This window comes from Cellulomonas terrae (assembly GCF_007990265.1).
Taxonomy (GTDB): domain Bacteria; phylum Actinomycetota; class Actinomycetes; order Actinomycetales; family Cellulomonadaceae; genus Cellulomonas; species Cellulomonas terrae.
In genome coordinates this window covers 1-20,603 of the sequence record NZ_BJWH01000017.1, presented here as the reverse complement: position 1 = coordinate 20,603, position 20,603 = coordinate 1, and the positions used below count along the sequence as shown (strand labels likewise).

General features: G+C 71.9%; 17 protein-coding genes. 3 read left to right on the top strand and 14 right to left on the bottom strand.

What is annotated here, in order from left to right:
- Positions 1–6: 6 nt before the first annotated feature.
- From CTE05_RS14660 to CTE05_RS14635, 6 genes are all read right to left on the bottom strand, one after another.
- Positions 7–1,497, bottom strand: a complete 1,491-nt coding sequence (locus CTE05_RS14660; RefSeq protein WP_146847060.1) for a DUF2252 domain-containing protein — start codon at positions 1,495–1,497, stop codon at positions 7–9.
- 33 nt (positions 1,498–1,530) lie between these two features.
- On the bottom strand, positions 1,531–2,064 hold the full coding sequence (locus CTE05_RS14655; protein WP_246123639.1) for a type II toxin-antitoxin system VapC family toxin: 534 nt from the start codon (positions 2,062–2,064) through the stop codon (positions 1,531–1,533).
- Positions 2,065–2,150: 86 nt separating this feature from the next.
- Entirely contained in the window at positions 2,151–2,762 is a 612-nt protein-coding gene (locus tag CTE05_RS14650; protein ID WP_055916480.1) for a GTP-binding protein, read from the bottom strand.
- Positions 2,743–3,120: a DUF742 domain-containing protein gene (locus CTE05_RS14645; protein ID WP_055916477.1), complete on the bottom strand. Its 378-nt coding sequence runs from the start codon at positions 3,118–3,120 to the stop codon at positions 2,743–2,745. The genes CTE05_RS14650 and CTE05_RS14645 overlap by 20 nt, the downstream gene beginning before the upstream one ends.
- Positions 3,121–3,141: 21 nt before the next feature.
- Complete coding sequence (locus CTE05_RS14640; RefSeq protein WP_028051268.1) at positions 3,142–3,591, bottom strand: roadblock/LC7 domain-containing protein; 450 nt, start codon at positions 3,589–3,591, stop codon at positions 3,142–3,144.
- 85 nt (positions 3,592–3,676) lie between these two features.
- Complete coding sequence (locus CTE05_RS14635; protein ID WP_222595492.1) at positions 3,677–8,386, bottom strand: ATP-binding protein; 4,710 nt, start codon at positions 8,384–8,386, stop codon at positions 3,677–3,679.
- Between the two features lie 240 nt (positions 8,387–8,626).
- Between CTE05_RS14635 and CTE05_RS14630 the strand changes: the two genes are divergently transcribed.
- A complete protein-coding gene (locus CTE05_RS14630) occupies positions 8,627–9,607 on the top strand; it encodes an NAD(P)H-quinone oxidoreductase (RefSeq protein WP_146847058.1) in 981 nt (326 codons plus the stop codon).
- Positions 9,608–9,737: 130 nt separating this feature from the next.
- Here the strand turns inward: CTE05_RS14630 and CTE05_RS14625 are convergent, their stop codons facing one another.
- Entirely contained in the window at positions 9,738–10,967 is a 1,230-nt protein-coding gene (locus CTE05_RS14625) for an AGE family epimerase/isomerase (protein WP_146847057.1), read from the bottom strand.
- Between the two features lie 66 nt (positions 10,968–11,033).
- Here CTE05_RS14625 and CTE05_RS14620 point away from each other — a divergent pair, with 66 nt between their 5' ends.
- Positions 11,034–11,570: a bacterial proteasome activator family protein gene (locus CTE05_RS14620; RefSeq protein WP_146847056.1), complete on the top strand. Its 537-nt coding sequence runs from the start codon at positions 11,034–11,036 to the stop codon at positions 11,568–11,570.
- Positions 11,571–11,595: 25 nt separating this feature from the next.
- Here the strand turns inward: CTE05_RS14620 and CTE05_RS14615 are convergent, their stop codons facing one another.
- The 6 genes from CTE05_RS14615 to serS form a co-directional block, all read right to left on the bottom strand.
- Positions 11,596–12,462 carry an EamA family transporter gene (locus tag CTE05_RS14615; protein ID WP_146847055.1) on the bottom strand — a complete coding sequence of 289 codons (867 nt, stop codon included), beginning with the start codon at positions 12,460–12,462 and terminating at the stop codon, positions 11,596–11,598.
- A 19-nt stretch (positions 12,463–12,481) separates the two neighbouring features.
- Positions 12,482–13,435: a carbohydrate ABC transporter permease gene (locus CTE05_RS14610; protein ID WP_146847054.1), complete on the bottom strand. Its 954-nt coding sequence runs from the start codon at positions 13,433–13,435 to the stop codon at positions 12,482–12,484.
- Positions 13,432–14,421 (bottom strand): carbohydrate ABC transporter permease, encoded by a 990-nt coding sequence (locus CTE05_RS14605; protein WP_146847053.1) that lies wholly within the window; start codon positions 14,419–14,421, stop codon positions 13,432–13,434. Before CTE05_RS14605 ends, CTE05_RS14610 begins: the two co-directional genes overlap by 4 nt.
- 96 nt (positions 14,422–14,517) lie before the next feature.
- Positions 14,518–15,894, bottom strand: a complete 1,377-nt coding sequence (locus tag CTE05_RS14600) for an ABC transporter substrate-binding protein (protein WP_146847052.1) — start codon at positions 15,892–15,894, stop codon at positions 14,518–14,520.
- 206 nt (positions 15,895–16,100) lie between these two features.
- Entirely contained in the window at positions 16,101–16,898 is a 798-nt protein-coding gene (locus CTE05_RS14595; RefSeq protein WP_146847051.1) for an HAD family hydrolase, read from the bottom strand.
- Positions 16,895–18,160, bottom strand: coding sequence for a serine--tRNA ligase (gene serS / locus CTE05_RS14590; protein ID WP_146847050.1), 1,266 nt, complete (start codon positions 18,158–18,160; stop codon positions 16,895–16,897). Before serS ends, CTE05_RS14595 begins: the two co-directional genes overlap by 4 nt.
- Positions 18,161–18,353: 193 nt before the next feature.
- Between serS and CTE05_RS14585 the strand changes: the two genes are divergently transcribed.
- The gene (locus CTE05_RS14585; protein ID WP_146847049.1) at positions 18,354–19,511 is read left to right on the top strand and encodes a diacylglycerol/lipid kinase family protein; all 1,158 of its coding nucleotides are present in this window, start codon (positions 18,354–18,356) and stop codon (positions 19,509–19,511) included.
- 79 nt (positions 19,512–19,590) lie between these two features.
- Here the strand turns inward: CTE05_RS14585 and CTE05_RS14580 are convergent, their stop codons facing one another.
- Positions 19,591–19,929, bottom strand: coding sequence for a hypothetical protein (locus CTE05_RS14580; protein WP_146847048.1), 339 nt, complete (start codon positions 19,927–19,929; stop codon positions 19,591–19,593).
- Between the last annotated feature and the right edge of the window lie 674 nt (positions 19,930–20,603).

Here is a 20,603-nt window from a genome sequence, read left to right as displayed (position 1 = left end):
CGTCCGTCAGATCCCGTGCACCGCCGCGAGACGGCCGGAGCCGATGGCCGCCACGAGGGCGGCGTGGTCCGACTCGTTGCGGTCCGCGTACGACGCCGCGAAGGAGGCGAACGCCTCGTCGGCCGCCTTCGAACCCCCGAGGTACGCCGCGATGGCCACCCGGTCGCCCGACCGTGCGTGCGCGCGGGCGAGGGTCCACGCGCAGAGCCCCCCGTACCGGCTGAAGCCCTCGGGACGCATGCCCTCGATGACCGCCGAGCCCTTCCAGTCGCGCAGCTGGCGGACGTAGAAGTCGCGCTCGACCCCGTCGATCCCGCGCGTCCGCTGCCACCCGAGCATCGCGTCGCTCGCCGCCTGCATGAGTCGCTGCCCCTCGACCACGCGCTGCCCCGACTGCGTGTACTCGCTCGCCCCGAGGAACTGCTCCAGCACCGAGGACTGTGCCTCCTTGGCCTGCAGGATCAGGTGGTCGGTGTCGTCGGCGCCCTCCAGCAGCAGGATCCACGCCCGGGTACCGACGCTGCCGACACCGACGACCTTGCGGGCCATGTCGACGAGCCTGTACTGCCCGACGAGGTGCCGCCGGTCCGGCTGGAGCGTCCCCTGGTAGGCGTGCACCAGCTCACCCATCGCGGCCCGGAAGACCGGCGCCTGCTCGCCGAGCAGCTCCTCCAACGTCTGCACCAGAGGCGGGTCGGACACGAACTGCCGCCGACCGTCCACCACCTGCGTCAGCTTCTCCACCGACCGGAGGTGGTCCCGGCTGCGCGCCTTCTTCACCGTCGACTGCGTCGTCTTCGTCTGCGCCTTGCCCAACGACGCGCCGTGGTCACGCAGGAAGTCGTCGACGTCGAGCCGGGCGTACCAGACGTCGAGGTTCGACCGTGTCGCGAACTCCCGGATGGCCGTCCGGTAGGCCTTCGCGACGTCCATCGCGATCCTGCGACGCTCCTTGTCCCCCGCACCGATGCTGCGCGCAGCGATCTCGACGCTCGCCAGCAGCCGCTTCACGTCCCACTCGAACGGACTCGGCAGGGTCTCGTCGAAGTCGTTGAGGTCGAAGAGCATCCGGCGCTCCGGGGTGCCGTAGAGCCCGAAGTTCGACATGTGCGCGTCACCGCAGAGCTGGACGTCCAGCCCGGAGTCCGGAGTCGCCGCGAGGTCGGAGGCCATGAGCAGCGCCGCCCCGCGGTAGAAGGCGAACGCCGACGCCGACATGCGCCCGTACCGCAGCGGGAGCAGCTCCGGCACGCGGGACCGGCCCTGCGACACCAGCAGGTCGACGGGGTCGGGACGCTTGGTCGCCGTCCCGACCTCCGCGAGGTTCTCGCGCGGGAGCAGCACCCGGGCGGCCGACCCCCGCGACTCACGCTCGCTGCGGCTCAGCAGATGGACCTGCGCCGGGGCGCGTCGTCGGGTCGGCGTCAACGGCGGGGCGGGTCCGACGGCTCCGGGATCCAGCACCGTCGCGGGCCGTGCACCACCGTCGTCCGTCATCCTCCGAACCTAGGCTCGCGGAGCGTGCCGTGCCTAGCCTTCGCGTTCCCACCAGGACGAGGGCCACCCCGGCGACACCACGGTGAGGCCGTGGAGGGCGGACACCTGGGCCAGCTGGACGTCGTACGTCGCGACGCTCGACACGTCCGGGTGCGCCAGCGCCGCCCCGATGTGCAGCGCGACGAACGGCGGGAGGACCCCCGAGACCTTCGTCGCCGCCTTCAGGGTCTGGTCGGAGAACCGGATGACCTCGAGGCGTTCCTCGACGTCGTGCGCGACCCCCGTCGCGTCGATCCCGCGCGGTTGCGCGACCCGGCGCAGCTCGGTCAGACCGAGCGGCGTCGTCACGAGCCGGGACTCGTGCTCGGCCGTCCAGGCGAGCCACTGCGCACGGCACGGTGCACCGACCAGGTACCGCGACAGCGCGGACCCGTCCGCGTACACCCGGGTCACCGGACGGGGCACCGCCGGGGGCTGCCCCACGTCGTCGCCCGCCGGCCGCGGCTGCGGCAGGACGCCGCCGTCGCCGGGCGGGCGCGGCCACGGGCCGGAGGACGGGGCGGACACTCCCCCATGATCGCGCACCGACCCGTGCAGGACGACGGCCGGCCCCCCTGCAGGGGCCGGCCGAGGTCGCGGTGAGACGTCGAGGGTCACCGGCTGCGCAGACGCTCCATCGCGAGCTGCACGAGGGAGATCAGCGCCTGCTTGGTGGCCGCACGCGAGCGTGCGTCCGTGTACAGGACCGGCACGTGCGCCGGGATCGCGAGCGCCTCGCGGACGTCGTCCAGCTGGTGCTTGGCGACGCCGTCGAAGCAGTTGACACCCACGACGAACGGGATGCCACGGCTCTCGAAGTAGTCCACGGCCGGGAAGCACTGGTCGAGCCGGTCGGTGTCGACCAGGACGACGGCGCCGATGGCACCGCGGACCAGGTCGTCCCACATGAACAGGAACCGGTCCTGGCCAGGGGTACCGAACAGGTAGAGCCAGAGCGACCCCGGGAGAGCGATGCGACCGAAGTCCATCGCCACCGTGGTGGTCGTCTTGCGGTCGGACACACCGCCGGCGTCGTCGACGCCGACCGAGTGCTCGGTCATCGCGGCCTCGGTGTTGAGGGGCTCGATGTCCGAGATGGAGCCGATGAAGGTCGTCTTGCCGACGGCGAACCCGCCGGCGACGACGATCTTGACGACAGTGGGAGCGACGCTTCCTGCCGTGCCCGCCGGAGCGGCCACAGCGGCGTCAGAGGGCGGAAATGCCATTGAGAACACTCTCCAGCACGCTGAGGGACAGGGCAGGGGACTCACCGGTGTTGACCTCGACCGGCTGTGAGGTGTGCACGCGCACGTACTGCTGGTCGGCGAGGTCGGACACGAGGATCCGGATCACACCGAGCGGCAGGTGGAGCAGAGCAGAAAGCTCGGCAACCGAGATGTAGTTCGATGCGGCGTGCTGAAGGATCGCCCGCTTCTCAGGCGGCAGACCCTGGCTCGTCACGGCACCCGGCATTGCCTCGACCAGCGCCTCGAGAGGCAGGTCGGAGCGCGCCGAGCGCACGCGGCCACCGGTCACGGCATAGGGCCGGACCGTTCTGGCCTCGTACTCGATGTGCTCGCTCATCCGTCAGTCTCCCCCGTGGCCTCAGGCCACCGGGGCGCGGGTCGCGCCGTCGACGGGGAGCTGCCCACGCATCTCGGAGATGAGCTGCGGCGTGAGGGTCGCTTCGGTACGAGAGACGAGCATCGCCATCTCGTAGCCGATGAGGCCCACGTCGCAGCTGGACTCCGCGACCACGGCGAGGACGGAGCCGTTCGAGACGCTCATGAGGAAGAGGAACAAGTTGTCCATCTCGATGATCGCCTGACGCACCTCCCCCGCACGGAGCTGGCGCGCGGCGCCACGGGTCAAGCTAGACATCCCGGAGACGATGGCCGCGAGCTGGTCGCCGCTGGTGCGGTCGAGCTGCTCGGACATCGCCATGAGAAGACCGTCCGCAGACACCACGAGTGTGTGGCGAGTGCCGGGCACGGTCCGGACGAAGTTGTCCAGGAGCCAGCCGAAGTTGGCTGCCTCGGTGCTGAGCGCGGTCACACTTCCTCCTTGCTGGTGCAGTCGATGACTGCGGGGTCAGACGCCACCATGGTGGTGACGACGGTAGTGGGGTCTGGGGCAGTCATCAGCTCACGCCGTTCTGGCCGGACGGGTCCTCTGTGACACGACGGCCACGAGAGGTCCCTGACTGGAAGCTCGACAGACGCGACCGGAGCTGGTCCGCATCACGCTGCACGGGCTTCCCTTCGTCCTCGGAGACTGTCGTCGCCGGGACAGCTGTGGGGACTCGCCGGGTGAGGCGCTCCGCGTTGCCACCCGTCGCGGCCGGCCGGTAGGCCGACAGCTGGGAGAGCTCGGAGAGTGCCTGCTCCTGGATGTCCGAACGAAGGGCGAGCATCGCCGCCACCTCGTCGTCGAGCGTGCCGACCCGGGGAGCCACCGACGGCGGCAGCGCGGGCTGCGGGACCGTGGACGACGGCGCGGGGTTGCCCCCGGGCCGCGCGGCCCACTCGGGCGGCGCCCACGACCCTGCCGACACGGGCTCCAACGGAGCCGGAGCGTTCTGCTGGGGAGCCGGCGCGGCCGGGGCCGACCAGGTGGTCGACGCCATCCACGACTGCGACGAGTCGGCACCGGTGGGCGACTGCGGTGCGGCGGCGTCCGCCGTCCACGCCGAGGTCCGCACCGGGGCGACCTGGCTCTGGCTGACGGGCGCTTCCTGCACCGGCACCGGACCGGAGGTCTCCGGAGCGCCGTCGTCACCCTTCTTCCGCCCGAACAGGCCCCACTTGCGGCGGCCCTTCGCGTCGTCGGCCTGGGCCGGCGACGGCGTCGGGACCACCTGGGCGAACGGAGCCTGGGCCGGCGGAGCGGCCGGCGCGGCAGCGGTCGGGGCCCACGCCGGGGCGGCGGCCTCAGGTGCTGCGTAGGCGACCGGAGCCTGCTGGTGGACGGGTGCCTGCGGTGCGGGCTCCGGCTCGGCAGCGGCGGCGGCCTCGATCGGCGTGAACAGCTGCGTCGGAGCCTCGACCTGCGGGGCCTGGAACGTCGGCCACGCGGGCGCCGCCTCCTGCACGGGAGCGGCCCACACGGGCGCCGTCTCCTCGACGGGAGCGGCCCACGCCGGTGCCTCCTCGACGACGGGCTCGGGCTCGACGGACGCCTCGGCCTCGACGCTCTGCTCGGTGTCGGCGTCGGGCTCGAGGTAGACGCGACGGAACGCGACCCCGTCGACGACGGCGATCTCGGGCTCGGGCTCGGCGACCGGCTCGGCCTCGGCGGCGTGCTCGGGCTCGGCGGCGGCCTCGACCGGCTGCTCCGACCACTCGGGCGACTGCCACGTCGGCGGCTCCCACGCGGGCGCCGGCCAGGCGGAGTCGGCCCGGGCCTCCTCCACGGGCGCGGCAGCTGCCTCGGGGACGATCGGCATGGCACCGGTGTGCCAGGCGCGAGCCTCGTCGAGCGTGCGGTCCGACGGCTGGTACGACGCGTCCGCGGGTGCACCCCAGCCGGCATAGCCGCTGTAGGACGTGAACGCCCGAGCAGGCGCGACCGGAGCGGCGGGGGCGGCGGGGGCGGCGGCAGCCGGAGCTGCGACCTCCTCCTCCTGCGCCGGGGCGGCGGAGCGCGACGTCAGGGCGGCAGGGGTCTGCTCGCCGACGACCGGCGCCTGCCAGGCGGGCTCGTCGTCGACGGCCGTCTGGTCCCACGCGGACGCGGCGGCGGCGGGAGCCTCCCAGGTGGGCGTCTCGGCGACGAGCGGGGCGTCCCAGGCGGGAGCCTCGTCGGCGTCGAGCGCGTCCCAGGCGGCGGCCTCGGCGGCCGGAGCCTCCCAGGCGGGGGTCTCCTGTGCGGTCGAGTCGGCCCAGGCCGGGGTCTCGGCGACGGGCGCCTCCCACGCGGCGGCCTCGGCAGCAGGGGCCTCCCAGGCCGGGACCTCGGCGACGGGCGCCTCCCACGCGGGGGCCTCGGCAGCGGGGGTCTCCCAGGCCGGGACCTCGGCGACGGGCGCCTCCCAGACGGGGACCTCGGCGGCGACGGCCTCAGCGGCAGGGGCGTCCCAGGCAGGAGCCTCGGCGACGGCGGGGGCGTCCCAGGCAGGAGCCTCGGCGACGGCGGGGGCCTCCCAGGCCGGAGCCTCGGCAGCCGGCGACTCCGCCTGTGCGTCGTCCCAGGCGGGGGTCGGCTCCCACGCGGGCGCCTCCTGGGCTGCCGGAGCAGCCTCGGTCTGCGCGGCCTCGTCGGCGGCGGCGACAGCCGCGGCGTTCTGCGCCTCGCGGTTCTCGGCCTCCTTGGCCTCCCACGAGTCGTCGTCGTCCGCGAGCTGCGGGACGACCATCGGCTCGACGGGTGCGGCGTGCGCGCCGCTCGACATCCACGGGGCGCGGACGGCGTTGGACTGGGCGGGCGGCTGCGCGCGCTCCTGGTCCTCGGACACCAGGCCCGGGACGACGAGGTTCTCGCCGGTGTCCGTGGTCGCGGCCTCGGTGCGGCCGCGGAAGCCGGAGAACAGACCGGCACGGGCCGCCGGGGCGGGTGCCGGGGCGGACGCGGCGGACGCCGGCTCCTCGGGCTTGGCCCAGGCGGAGGTCGAGGCACGGCTGCGGCTCGGCAGACCACCCTTGAGCGGGGCGACCGTCGCGGGCTTCCAGTCGGAGCCGGCAGCGGAGATCTCGGCGGAGATCTGACCGTCGGGCGCCTCGGGCAGGACCAGGTTGTCCTCGTCGAACGTCTTCTTCGACCGGGTCGGCAGACCCGTGGACTGCGCCAGCTCGGTGACCGGGATGGGGCCGGCACCCTCGTCGGAACCGTCGTCACGACGGCGGCGGTGCGGCAGACCGAGCGAGGTCTGGCCGTCCGTCAGCGCGGCGAGGTCGACCTCCTCGACGACGGGCGCCTCGATCTGCGGCAGGCCCGGGTCGTTGCGCGGTGCGGCCAGGGCGGCGGGCGCTCCGTTGCCGTACAGGTTGGTCTCGGTCATCACGAACAGCGTCGCGGGGAACCGGACGATCGTCTCGGTGCCCGTGCCGTGCGCGGCCTTGAGCAGCCGGACGTCGGCGCCGAGGCGCTGGGCGATGCGGCCGACGACGAAGAGGCCGAGGCGCTGGTTGCCCAGGGAGTCGCTGGCGGAGGTCGAGACGATCTTCGAGTTCGCGGCCTCGAGCTCGACATCGCTCATGCCCAGGCCCTGGTCGAGGATGCGGACGACCACGAACTGGCCCGAGACACCGGTGGTGACCGTGACGGGCGTCTCCGGCTCGGAGAAGATCGTCGCGTTCTCGAGGAGCTCGGCGAGCATGTGCGCGGCGCCGAGGGCGTTGAAGCCGTGCATGTGCGGGTCGACCTGCAGGTCGAGCTCGACCCGGTCGTACTGCTCGATCTCCGAGGAGGCCGTGCGGACGACGTCGGACAGCGGCATCGCGTCGCGCAGACGACGACCGGAGTCGATGCCGGCGAGGACGAGGAGGGACTCCGCGTTACGACGCATGCGGGTGGCGAGGTGGTCGAGGCGGAACAGGTTCGCCAGGGTGCTCGGGTCTTCCTCGGCACGCTCCAGGGAGTCGATGAACGACAGCTGGCGGTTGAGGAGGACCTGGTCGCGGCGTGCGACGTTGACGAACATCTCCGCGATGGAGCCACGCAGTGCGGCCTGCTCCTGGGCGACCTGGACCGTGGTCGAGTTCACCGAGTTGAAGGCTGCGGCCAGCTGGCCGACCTCGTCGCGGGACGTCACCGGGATGGGCGCCAGGGTGATCTCCGGGCCCTCACCGGGGATGGCCACCTGCTCGACCAGTCGCGGCAGCTGCTCGCGGACGTCGGCGGCAGCCTTCGTCAGACGGCGCAGCGGGACGACGATGCCTCGGGCGACGAGGAGGGCGAAGAAGAGGGAGGCGACGAGGGCCGCGATGACGATGCCGATGGTGATGAGCGCCTGGGCCTGGGCCTCGTCCGCCGCGGCGGCGGCCACGTCGTGGGCCTCGTCCAGCACACCGGTGTTGAGCTCGCCGAGGCTGGCCAGCTGCTGCTGGATCTCACCCACGTACGCGTTCACGTCGATCTGCGCGAAGCCCGCCGGGTTGCCCTGCTGGAGCGGCGCCCGCATGCGGGTGAAGTTGGACGTCGGGTCCTTGGTCGGCATCACGAGCGACTCGACGCCGAGCGCGTCGATGGCGGCGTGGGCGCGGGCACGGGCCAGCTCGGTGGCGGCGGTCTGCGTGTCGTACTGGCGGACCGAGGCGGGTGCCGGCGCACGGGTGCTGAGCAGCTGGATGCCGTCGATCATCTCGACGACCAGGTTGTCGGCGGTGGTGCCGATCTCACGGTACGAGGTGACGTACTGCGCGAGGTCGCGGTTCTCGAGGCTGTTGGCGACCTGTTCCATCAGGTCGAGCTGGCCCTCGATGATCGCGGCGTAGTTGTTCTCGAGCTGGGCGCGCTGGGCCTTGATGTCCACGCTCGTCCGGACGGCGGGCAGCATCGTGTTGTGCGCCAGCTGCACCTCGACGAACCGGTCGACGACCGGCTTGGGGAACTGGCTCAGGTCCAGGTCGGCAGTGATGGGCCGGACCGCGTCGAGCGCCGCGTCCGTCGCCTTGCGGGCGTCGGCGATCTGCTCGACCGAGCCGCCGTTGAGCGACAGGAGCCGCTCGGCCTGCAGCGAGCTCGACACGGGGGTGTACGCCTGCAGCGTCGTGATCACGCTGTCGGCCGCCTTGGCGTACCGCAGCTCCTGGATCGCGTTCCAGGAGATGAACCCGCCGGCTGCGAGCAGCACGATCATGGGGACGGCAAGGACAGCCATCACTTTGGCGCGGATGCCGAGCCGTCGCAGCATGTCGTTCCCTTCCGTGTTCCGGCAACGGGTGTTGCCACCATGTCGTACCGGTCGTGCGCTCTGGTCAGATGACCGATGAGGTGTCCCGTTGGCGTTCATCGGCTGTTGGACACCAGACCATTAGCCAACGGCAGAGTTTGCCATGGACCTCACCCCCCCGGATACGGCGACATGACACCCCGTTCGGGTGTCGTGTGCTAGCGAGAGGGCCGGGGAGCCCGCCGGGGTTACTGTGCGGACGTGCGAGCGGTCGTCATCACAAAGCCGGGCGATCCGGACGTCCTCGCCGTGCAGGAGGTTCCCGACCCCGTGGCGGGACCACGCGACCTGATCGTGAGGGTCGCCGCGGCAGGCGTCAACAGGGCGGACCTGCTGCAGCGGGCCGGCCACTACCCGCCACCCGCGGGTGCGCCCGTCTGGCCCGGTCTCGAGGTCTCCGGCACGGTCGTGGCGGGCGGGCACGGGCTGGGTCCCGACGACCCTAAGGTCGGCGACCGCGTCGCGGCGCTGCTCGCGGGCGGGGGCTACGCGGAGCTGGTCGCCGTGCCGGCCGAGCTCGCGCTGCGCCTGCCCGACGACCTCTCCACCGTCGATGCCGCGGCTCTTCCCGAGGGGCTGGCGACGGTGTGGTCGAACCTGCGCGCCGCACGGTTGGCCCCCGGGGAGAGCCTCCTCGTCCGGGGCGGCTCGGGCGGCGTCGGCACGGTCGCGGTCCAGCTCGCCCGCGCCCTGGGCACGCGCGTCCTGGCGACCGCCGGCGGCCCGGAGCGCACCGCGCGCGTCCTGGCGCTCGGCGCCGACGTGGCGCTCGACCACCGGGAGCCGGGCCTCGTGGACCGGGTGCGGGACGCGACCGGCGGGCGCGGCGCCGACGTCGTGCTGGACGTCCTGGGCGGCGGCGGGCTGGCCGAGAACCTGGCGATGCTCGCCGACGACGGCCGCCTGGTGGTCATCGGGCTGCAGCAGGGGCGACGCGGCGAGCTCGACCTGTCCGTGCTGATGGCCAGGCGCGCGAGCATCCTGGGCACCCTCCTGCGCTCCCGCCCGCACGACCAGAAGGTCGCGATCATGGACGGTGTCCGTCGGCACGCGTGGCCGTTCGTGGAGGACCGGTGGGTGCGCCCGGTGGTGCACGCCCGTCTGGGCTTCGACCAGGCCGCCGACGCGCACCGCCTCCTGGAGTCGGGCGAGGCCTTCGGCAAGGTCCTCCTGATCCCCTGACCCGAGCACCGACGTCCGCGCTCCAGCGGGCTGGAGGCCGACGGAGTGCGGACGTTGCACCGTGTCGACGCGCAACGTCCGCACTCGTGGGGGTTCGGACCCGCGCGAGTGCGGACGTTGCGCGAGGCGGTCAGTCCAGGAGGCCGGCGGCCAGGGCCGGGGCGATCACCGGGGTGAGCGGGAGGCGCGGGATCAGCGTCGCCTGGACCGCGTGGTAGAGGTCGGCCTTGCCGGCCCAGACCGTGCGCGACACCTGGTTGTCGGTGCCGAGCTCGTGCCACCACGACCCCCCGACGCGGTCCAGGTGGTGCGCACCGATGTACTCCCACCACTGCGTGTAGGCGTCGTCGAACCGGGCCTCCCCCGTCGCGGCGTGCAGCGCGGCCGCGGCGGCGACACCCTCGGCGGCCACCCAGTGCATGCGCTCGCGCACGACGGGGGCGCCCGACCAGTCGACCGTGTAGACGAACCCGGGGGCGCCGTCGACGTCCCAGCCCTCGCGCACCGAGGCGTCGAACAGGGAGATCGCGTCCTCGAGCATCCAGGCGGGGGCGACGTCGCCACGGGCGGTGATCGCGGCGCGCGCGTGCAGGGTCAGCCGGGCCCACTCCAGCCAGTGGCCGATCGTCGCGCCGTAGGGGCGGAACGGGTGGGCGGGCGTGTCGACGTTGTACTCGAGGTCCGGCACCCAGTCGCTGTCGAAGTGCTCGGGGATGCGCCACGAGTTGTCGGCGGCCCAGCCGTGCACGACGCGCTCGACGATCCGCAGCGCGCGGGCGAGCCAGACGCGCTCACCGGTGACGTCGGCCGCCGCGAGGTACGCCTCGACGGTGTGCATGTTCGCGTTGACGCCGCGGTAGCCGTCGAGCGTCGTGAAGGTCCGGTCCCACTGCTCGACCGCCATGCCCGCCTCGTCGTCCCAGAACCTCTGCTCGGAGACGGCGAGCGCCTCGTCGAGGAGCGCGCGGGCGCCCGGCCGACCGGCGGCGGCCGCGCTGGAGGCGGCGAGGATGACGAACGCGTGCGGGTACGCGGCCTTGTCGGTGTCCCGCGGGGTGCCGTCGCGCTCGACCTCGGCGAACCAGCCGCCGTGCTCGTCGTCGTGGAAGGCACCCGTCAGCGCGGCGAGGCCGTGGTCGACGAGGGCGGCCGACCCGGGACGGCCGAGCAGGTGCCCGATCGCGTAGACGTGCGTCATCCGGCACGCGATCCAGAGCTCCAGCGGGCCGTCGACCGCGGCACCCGCCTCGTCCTGGCGCGCGAAGCCTCCGGGGACGACCGACGCGCGGCCGAAGTCGAGGAGCCGGTCCGTCTCGTCCTCGAGCCACCGGGCATGGGCGGGTGTGGTGAGCCAGGCCATGGCGCACACCCTAGCCAGCGGACGGGAAGGGCTGCGCCGGGCACGTCAGTCAGTGAGAATGCCCGGGTGACCGACAACGACGCGCAGGACGCCCCGACCGACGAGAAGCCGCGCGTGGAGGTGCTGGCTCCGGCGCCGGACGACGACGACGCCGAGGACATCACCTCGCTGGTCGGCCAGCCGGCGAAGGTCATGCGCATCGGCACGATGATCAAGCAGCTCCTCGACGAGGTCCGCAGCGCTCCCCTCGACGACGCGGCGCGTGCGCGCCTGGCCGAGATCCACGAGCGGTCCCTGCACGAGCTGGAGGAGGGCCTCTCGCCGGAGCTCGTCGCGGAGCTGCACCGGATCACGCTGCCGTTCGTCGAGGACCAGGCACCCTCCGACGCCGAGCTCCGGATCGCGCAGGCGCAGCTCGTCGGCTGGTTGGAGGGGCTGTTCCACGGCATCCAGACCGCGCTGGTGGCCCAGCAGGTGGCGGCGCAGGGGCAGCTGGCCGGGATGCGCCGGCAGCTGCCCGCCGGACCGGCGCACCCGGGCGCACCGGTCCAGGTCCCGCGCGCCGACGGCACCCCCGACCCGTCGACCGGGCAGTACCTGTAGGCCCGGCGGCCCCACCCTTCAGGCCCTACGCGGGCGGGGGCGCCTCCTGCGTCGGCGGTGGCTCGTCGCGGTCGAGGCCCGTGAGCACGATGGCGCCGGAGACGAGCAGGAGACCGACGACCTCCAGCCCGTGCGGCACCTGCTGGAGCACCACGGCCCCGACCACCGCGGCGGTCGCCGGCAGCAGCGCCAGCAGGATCGCGAACGTCGCCGCCCGCACCCGGCGCAGGACGACCTGCTCGAGCGCGTACGGGACGACCGACGAGCACACCGCGATCGCGACCACGAGGGCCGCCAGCCGCGCGTCGTGCAGCACCGGTTCCGCGCCACCGGCCAGGAAGGGGGCGAAGACCACTGCGCCGGCCGCCATCGCGACGGACAGCCCGGTGATCCCGCCGTTCGCCGCTCGCGCCACGCGCCGGCCGAGCACGATGTAGGCCGCCCAGCAGGCCGCCGAGACGAGGATCGCGACGAGCCCGAGCACCGCGTCCGGCCCGCTCTCCAGGCTCACTCCCGCCAGGAGCACGACGCCGACCGCGGCGACGGCGATGCCGACCCGGTCCCGCCAGCCGCGACCCGTCACGGCAGCGACCGCCACCGGTCCGAGGAACTCGATGGCGACCGCGGTGCCGAGCGGCAGGTGGTCGATCGCGATGTAGAACGCGACGTTCATCAGGGCGAGCACCACACCGAACACGACCGCGACGCGCAGGTCCGGCAGGTGCCACCGGACCCGCCACGGCCGCTGCCACGCGACGAGCACGACCGCGGAGACCGCGATGCGCAGCCACGCGACCGAGGCGGCGGCGATCGTGCCGAAGATGCCGACCGCGAGCGCCGCGCCCACGTACTGCGTCAGCCCCGAGAGGACGAACAGCAGAGGCGCGGGCACGGCCTCAGGCTAAGCGCCCCTATCCCTTGACCGAACCCGCCAGCAGACCGCGCACGAAGTAGCGCTGCAACGACAGGAACACGATGAGCGGCACGACGAGGGCGATGAACGCACCCGCGGACAGCAGCTGCCACTGCGACCCGCGCGTCCCGCTCAGCTCCGCGACGCGCACGGTCAGCGGGGCCACGTCGGTGGTCCCGCCGGCGAAGGTGAGCGCGACCAGCAGGTCGTTCCACACCCACAGGAACTGGAAGATCGCGAACGACGCGATCGCGGGGGTGAGCAGCGGCATGAGCACCTGGAAGAAGATCTTCACGTGCCCGGCGCCGTCCATCCGCGCGGCCTCGACCAGCGACGGCGGGATGTCCTTCATGAAGTTGTGCAGGATGTAGATGGCCAGCGGCAGCGCGAAGATCGAGTGCGACAGCCAGATCACCCAGAACGACCCCGCGATGCCCCAGCTGACGTACTGCGACAGCAGCGGGATGAGCGTGACCTGGATGGGCACCACCTGGAGCGCGAAGATCGCGACGAACAGGATGGCCCGGCCCTTGAAGTCGATCCACGCCAGTGCGTACGCCGCGAGGAGCGCCAGGGAGATCGGGATGATCACCGCGGGCAGGGTGATGACGATCGAGTTCACGAAGTACGTGATGAGGCTCGTCGACGACCCGAAGAGCGCCTCCTGGTAGTTGTCCAGGGTCAGGCCCGGGTTCCAGGGCAGCGTCCACCAGCCCGACGTCCGGATCTCGGAGCGGGGCCGGAACGACGTGACCAGCAGGCCGAACGTCGGGATGGTCCAGATGATCGCGATGATGATCGCCGTCAGCGACGCCCACGGCGAGCTCAGCTTGCGCGCGGCGCGGGACGCGCGGGCGTCGACCCGACCGAACCGGGACGGCTTGCGCGTCGTGTCGACCTCCTCCGGCTCGACGAGGGTGGCCGGCGGCAGGGGGGCGGAGGCGTTCGTCATCGGATCTCCTCCGAGAGGCGCAGCTGTCGGACGTTGTACACGATGATCGGGATCACCAGGACGAACAGGATGACGGCGAGCGCGGCACCGAGCCCGGCGTTCTGGGCGCGGAAGCTCTGCGTGTAGAACTCGTAGGCCACGACGGACGTGTTGAAGTTGCCGCCGGTCATGGTCCGGACGATGTCGAAGACCTTGAGCGTGCCCATCGCGATCGTCGTGAGGACGACGACGAGCGCGGGCCGGATGCTCGGCACGGTGATGAACCGGAACATCCCGATCCCGTGCAGGCCGTCGAGCCGGGCGGCCTCGGTGATGTCGTCGGGGATGGCCTTGATGGCGGCCGACAGGACCGTCATCGCGAAGCCGGCCTGGATCCAGATCATGACGGCGATGAGGAAGAGCGTGTTCCACGGTTGGTTCAGCAGGAACTGGTACGGGTCCAGCCCCAGCCACACGAGGATCTGGTTGGCCAGGCCGATCTGCTGGATGTTCCCCTGGTCGGGACGGAACTCGTAGACGAACCGCCAGATGATGCTGGCGCCGACCAGCGAGATCGCCATGGGCAGGAAGATCAGCGTCTTCGCCATGGACTCGAACCGCGTCCGGTCGACGAGCACCGCGTAGACCAGCCCGATCAGGGTGGCGACCAGCGGCACGAGCACGACCCAGAGCAGCGTGTTGCGCAGCACGGTCTGGAACTGGTCCTGCGTGAATGCGGTCACGTAGTTGTCGAGCCCGACGAACTCGTTGCCCTTGGCGTCGTAGAGCGACGCCTTGATGGTGTTCAGCCCGGGGTAGACCAGGCCGAAGACCACGAAGAGGAGCGTCGGGCCGAGGAACGCGGCCACGACCGCCCAGGTCGGAACTTTCTTGAGCTTGTCGATCCCGAAGAGGATCGCCCCCATCACGCCCACGAACAGCAGGATCGCGACAAGCATCAGCGCGAACTTGTGGCCCACGGTCTCTGCGTGGATGAACCAGTCCATACGTCACCCTTCCTCTTCATCGAGGTCGTACGACCGGCGCGGCCGGGGTGGGAGCCGTCAGGACGACGGCCCCCACCCCGGGCGTGCCTCAGGCGATCAGGACGCCGGCCAGGCTGCCTCGATGTTGTCGAGGGTCTCCTGGTCGGACTGGTCCTCACCGATCCACGCGGTCATCTGCTTCCAGAACGCGTCGGCGCCGACGGCACCGGGCATCTGGTCGGAGCCGTCGAACCGGAAGGTGTAGCTGTCGTCGGTGAGCAGCTCGAACGAGAGCTGGTCGATGGGCGACTGCAGCAGGTCGGGGTCGAGACCGCTGTTGGCGCTCAGCCAGCCCTGACCGGTGGCCTCCGCCTTGGCGTTGGCCCACTCCGGGCTGGACAGGTACGCCTGGAAGGCCTGGACCTCGGGACGGTCCGCGAAGGCCGTCACGAACTCGCCACCGCCGAGCAGCGGCTTGTCGTCGGCGCTCTGGCCCGGCAGGTAGAAGGCGTAGACGTCACCGTCCTCCGCGACCGTCAGGCTCGGGTCCCAGTTGGCCTGGTAGAAGTTGGCCGCACGGTGCAGGAAGCACATCTGGTCGGGAATCGGGTTGCCGGCCTCGTTCCAGGCGACGGTCGCGATGGACTGGACGTCGCCCAGGCCGCCGTTCACGTAGTCCGGGTTCTTGAGGATGCCGCCGACGGTCTCCAGGGCCGCGAGGACCTGCGGGTCGTTGAACGGGATCTCGTGGGTGACCCACTGGTCGTAGACGTCCGCGCCCGCGGTCCGGAGCATCACGTCCTCCAGCCAGTCGGTGGCCGGCCAGCCGGTGGCGTCACCGGACTCGATGCCCGCGCACCACGGCTTGGAGTCGGGGTAGTCCTCCTTGATCTGGTCCGTGAGGGCCAGGAGGTCGTCCCACGTGGTGGGGATCTCGTAGCCGTTCTCCTCGAACGCGGCCGGGGAGTACCAGACGAACGACTTCACGTTGGCGCCGAGCGGCGTCGCGTAGAGCGTGCCGTCGACCGTGCCGTAGTTGACCCAGCCCTCGGTGTAGTACTCGTTCGCGTTGTCGATGACCGCCTGCGGGGCCGCGACGACGGCGTCGGGGTAGTCGGCGACGATCGACGCGAGGAAGCCGGGCTGCGGGATGTACGCGATGTCGGGCGGGTTGCCGGCCTGCAGGCGGACGGGCAGCTGTGCCTCGAACTCCCGCGAGCCCTCGTACTCGATCTCCGCGCCCGTGCACTCCTCGAAGGGGATGTAGGAGTCGGTCTGCTGGACCGACTCGGGCTCGACGATCGACGTGTAGACGCTGATCGTCTTGCCCTCGAGGTCGCCGTACTGCTCGAACGCGGTGCAGTCGACGTCCGAGGTGGCGTCGCCGCCGCCCCCCTCGTCGTCCCCGCCCGAACAGGCGGTGAGCACCAGGGCCAGGCTTCCTACCGCCGCGGCCGCTGCCAGGTGGCTGCGGCGCCTGCGTGTGCCGTTCATGAGACCTCCACGTCGTCATGCTCCGGATGGTGCTGGCGGCTTTCCCAGCACCCTTGCAAGCGATGCAAGCCGTTACGCAACACGGGCGCAACCGTAAAGACCGGGCAATCCGGTCACGATTGAGTTACAGGCGAGCCACGACGACGCTCAACGACGAAATCCGTGCAGAACGGCGCCATGAACGGTCACGATCGGCAGCGCTGGGACTAGACCAGCAGGCTGCGCAGGACCGCGACGGCTCCGTCGTCCGAGATCGTGCCCGTCACCTCGTCGGCCGCCGCGCGGACCGCCTCGGACGCGTGGCCCATCGCGACGCCGCGGGCCGCCCACCGGAGCATCTGCAGGTCGTTGCTCCCGTCGCCGACCGCCACCGTCGCGTGCGGCTGCACGCCGAGGTGCTGACGGACCTCCTCCAGCGCGCTGGCCTTCGAGACCCCACCGGGCGTCAGGTCGAGCCACGCGGACCAGCCGACGGCGTACTCCACCTCGTGCAGGCCGACGCGCTCCACCAGCTCGTGGAAGAGCTCCGGGGTGCTGTCGGGACTGCGGATGACGACCCGGGTGGCCGGCGTCGTGGTCAGCTCCTCCCAGGACACGACCTCGAGGTCCCCGGACAGCTCGCCGTCGGGGAAGTCGGCGGACACCCGGAAGCCCAGCCCGAGGTCCTCGACCGCGTACAGGGCGTCGGGCAGCTCCAGCGCGATCGTGCGCAGCGCAGGGCCGGGGTCGAACGTGACCACCCGGACGATCTCGTAGCCGTTGTCGGCGGCCGGGTCGAGGCGTGCGGTCACGGCGCCGTTCGAGCAGACGATCCAGCCCTCCGTCAGCCCGAGCTCCGTCGCCACCGGCGCCGCCGAGTGCACGCCGCGGCCGGTCGCGAGCACCACGTGCAGACCCGCGTCGCGCACGGCGAGCACAGCCGCACGCACCTCGTCGGAGATCACGCCGTCGTAGGACATGAGCGTCCCGTCGACGTCGAGGGCGACGAGGTGGCACCGGCTCATCGCACGGGCTCCAGCACCTCGAGGCCGCCCAGGTACGGGCGCAGCCCCTCCGGGACCCGCACGGACCCGTCGGCCTGCTGGTGGTTCTCCAGGAGCGCGACGATCCACCGCGTCGTCGCGAGCGTGCCGTTGAGGGTGGCGACCGCGCGCGTCGACCCGTCCGCGGTGCGCTCGCGCACGCCGAGGCGGCGAGCCTGGAACGTGGTGCAGTTCGACGTCGAGGTCAGCTCGAGATACCGCTCCTGGCTGGGCAGCCACGCCTCGCAGTCGAACTTGCGGGCCGCGCTGGACCCCAGGTCCCCGGCGGCGGTGTCGATGACGCGGTACGGCAGCTCCGCGAGCGCGAGCATCTCCTCCTCCCAGCCCAGGATGCGGCGGTGCTCGTCGGCGGCGTCCTCGACGGTCGTCCAGCTGAACGCCTCGACCTTGTGGAACTGGTGCACGCGGATGATCCCGCGGGTGTCCTTGCCGTACGAGCCGGCCTCGCGCCGGTAGCACGCCGACCAGCCCGCGTACCGCTTGGGGCCGGCCGACAGGTCGAGGATCTCCCCCGAGTGGTAGCCCGCGAGCGCGACCTCGCTGGTGCCCACCAGGTACAGGTCGTCGGCGGGCAGGTGGTAGATCTCGTCCGCGTGCGCGCCGAGGAAGCCGGTGCCGGCCATGATCTCGGGCTTGACCAGCGTCGGCGTGATGACCGGCGTGAACCCGGCGCTCATGGCCTTGTCGACGGCCGCGTTCAGCAGCGCGAGCTCCAGGCGCGCGCCGATCCCCGTCAGGTAGTAGAACCGCGCACCGGACACCTTGGCCCCGCGCTCGGTGTCGATGGCCGCGAGCCCCTCGCCCAGCTCCAGGTGGTCACGCACCGGGAAGTCGAACGCGGGACGCTCCCCCACGTGCTTGAGCACGACGTAGTCGTCCTCGCCGCCGACGGGGACGCCGTCCTCGACGATGTTCGAGATCTTCCGGCTCAGCTCCGTCGCGACCGCCTCGGCGGCCTCGGCGTCGGACTGGAGCGCCTTGACCTGCTCGGCCAGGTGCCTGCCGCGGGTCAGCAGCGCGTGCTTCTCGTCGCCCTGCGCCTTCGCCACGAGCTTGCCCAGGGACTTCTGCTCGGCCCGCAGCGTCTCGAACTCGGTCAGCGCGGAGCGTCGGCGCGCGTCGGCGTCGAGCACCTCGTCGACCAGGTGAGGGTCGTCCCCGCGAGCCGTCTGGCTGGCGCGGACTAGGTCGGGATCCTCCCGCAGGAGCCGCAGATCGATCACCCGAGAACCCTACCGACCTGACCGGTGGGCACCTGACCCCGGCCCACGCGCACCCGCGAGGTCGGCAGCCTGCGACGAGATCGGCAGTCGCAGCTGCCGATCTCGTCGCAGAGTGCCGATGTCGGCGGGGTGACGGGTGGGCGACGCGGGGCGGTTGCGTCAGGGCTCACCCGGGGGGCCGTAGATTCGGCCCATGACCTGGGAGGCGTGGGTGGCCGTGTGCGCGGCCGTCGTGGCTCTCTGCTCCCTCCTCCTCGTGACGATCCTGTGGTTGCGGCAGCGTGAGCTGCGGCGGCGGATCGAGTCGCCACGGAACGGTCCCGGCGCGCGGGAGCTCCGGCTCGCCCGGGACGTCGAGGCGACCGGGCAGCTCGTCGCGTTCGTCGCCAACCCCTCCAAGCAGGACGTCCCGGCGCTCCGGACGTCGGTGCACGCCGCCTGCGCGGAGCAGGGGCTGCCCGAGCCCCTCTGGTTCGAGACCACGATCGCCGACCCCGGGGTCGGCCAGACGCGCGCCGCGGTCGCGCAGGGGGCCGACGTCGTCGTCGCGATCGGCGGGGACGGGACGGTGCGCGCGGTGGCCGAGGGGCTCGTCGGCACCGGCATCCCGATGGGGCTCATCCCGCTCGGCACGGGGAACCTGCTGGCCCGCAACCTCGACCTGCCGCTGAGCGACCCGATGGCGGCGCTGCGCACCGCCCTGGAGGGCCGGGACCGGACGATCGACGTGGGCTGGCTGCGGGTGCACCGGTGGCAGTCGGAGATCGACGACCCGGTCACGGAGGCGGCCGGGGCGCTCGCCGACGAGGCCCTGCCGCGCGACCACATCTTCCTCGTCATCGCCGGCCTCGGGTTCGACGCCGCGATGGTCGCCGACACCGACGAGCAGCTCAAGGCCCGGGTCGGCTGGATCGCGTACTTCGTCTCGGGCATGCGGCACCTGCACGGCCGCCGCACGCGCGTGCACGTCCGGCTCGACGACCAGCCGATGACGTCGACGCGCCTGCGCAGCCTGCTCATCGGCAACTGCGGCAAGCTCCCCGGCGGCATCACGCTGCTGCCCGACGCGCTGCTCGACGACGGCTGGCTCGACATCGCCGCGATCGACACCCGTGGGGGGATCGCCGGCTGGGCCCAGCTGTTCGGCGAGGTCATGCTCCAGGGCGCGGGGATGCGCAACGACCTGCCCGCCAAGATCGGCCGCATCGACCACACCCGGGCGCAGGAGGTCCGCGTCGTCGTGCAGGGCGGTGAGCACGTGCAGGTCGACGGCGAGATCGTCGGCCGCGTCCTCGAGCTGTCCGCGCGGGTGGACCACGCGGCGCTCGTCGTCCGGGTCGCGGTGGCCTGACCGGACGGCGCGTGGCCGGTTCCCGCGCCATCGGACACGTGGTGATGAGGACAGCCCGTCAGGACTCTCGGCAGCGGCGTCACCAGTCCAGGTTCAAGCTCCCGTCGCGATACGCGATGAGCGAGTACTTCGCGTCGATGGCGAAATCCCCGTCCCTCAGCTCCAACGTCTCCAGGACGGGGACACCGATCTCGCTGGCCCATGGAAGGCAGTGCACCGCCGCCATCAGTCGCACGGCCGTGACCACGTCCCCGGTGAGCTTCTCGATTCCCGTGCGACCTTCATCGGTCTCCCGCAGGACCTTGTAGGTCGCGTGATTCGCCCTGAACAGCGTGTTCGCACGCTCTGGGTCGTGATGGGCTTCACTCCAGTCCACCAGCTGGCGGCGGTAGCGCTGCAGGACGTCGTCCGTGCTCACGGTGGCGCATCTCCTCACGGGTGTCTCGCGGCAGTCATGATCTCGGGCGGCGACCTGATCCAGAGTCGACAGCGGGATTCGCACAACGACCGGGCGCCGCACTGCAGACCCCGGATAGCTGACGAGCATGGACCATGGACGGGTGCGGACGGCGGCAGGAGGGGGATGACGTCGCGCGCGCCGAGGTCCACCGCAGCGTGAGGGACGAGTGGCGGAATCGCGGCTGCCTGTGGCACTCCCAGGGAACGACCATGCCGGTGGACTGGAGCCCTTCGAGACAGCTCAGCACCTTTGTCGGACTGCGCAGCACGACCTCCCGTCGACGACTCGCGCGACGTGTCGAACTGACGGCCGTGGTCGAGTCAGGAGCAGGGATCGGAAGAATCGTGGTCGTCACCGAGCTTCCGCAGCTCGGTCCACAGCGGGGTCAAGCCGCGATCCTCCGTAACATCCGTCAGCTGAGAGAACGCGATCAGGTCAATACGGTCATCGGGCCAGGCCGCCTCACACTCGTCACAGACGAACAGCTGCTCACTCGTCGCGACCAGCAGGTACCTGTCGACGGATCCTTGGTGGCACCGAGGGCACGGGCTGCTCATGGGTGTTCCTCCTGACGCCTCAGGTCGCCGCGCCACCACGGAGCGCCTGCAGCCAGGCGCGCGCGCCGACGAAGT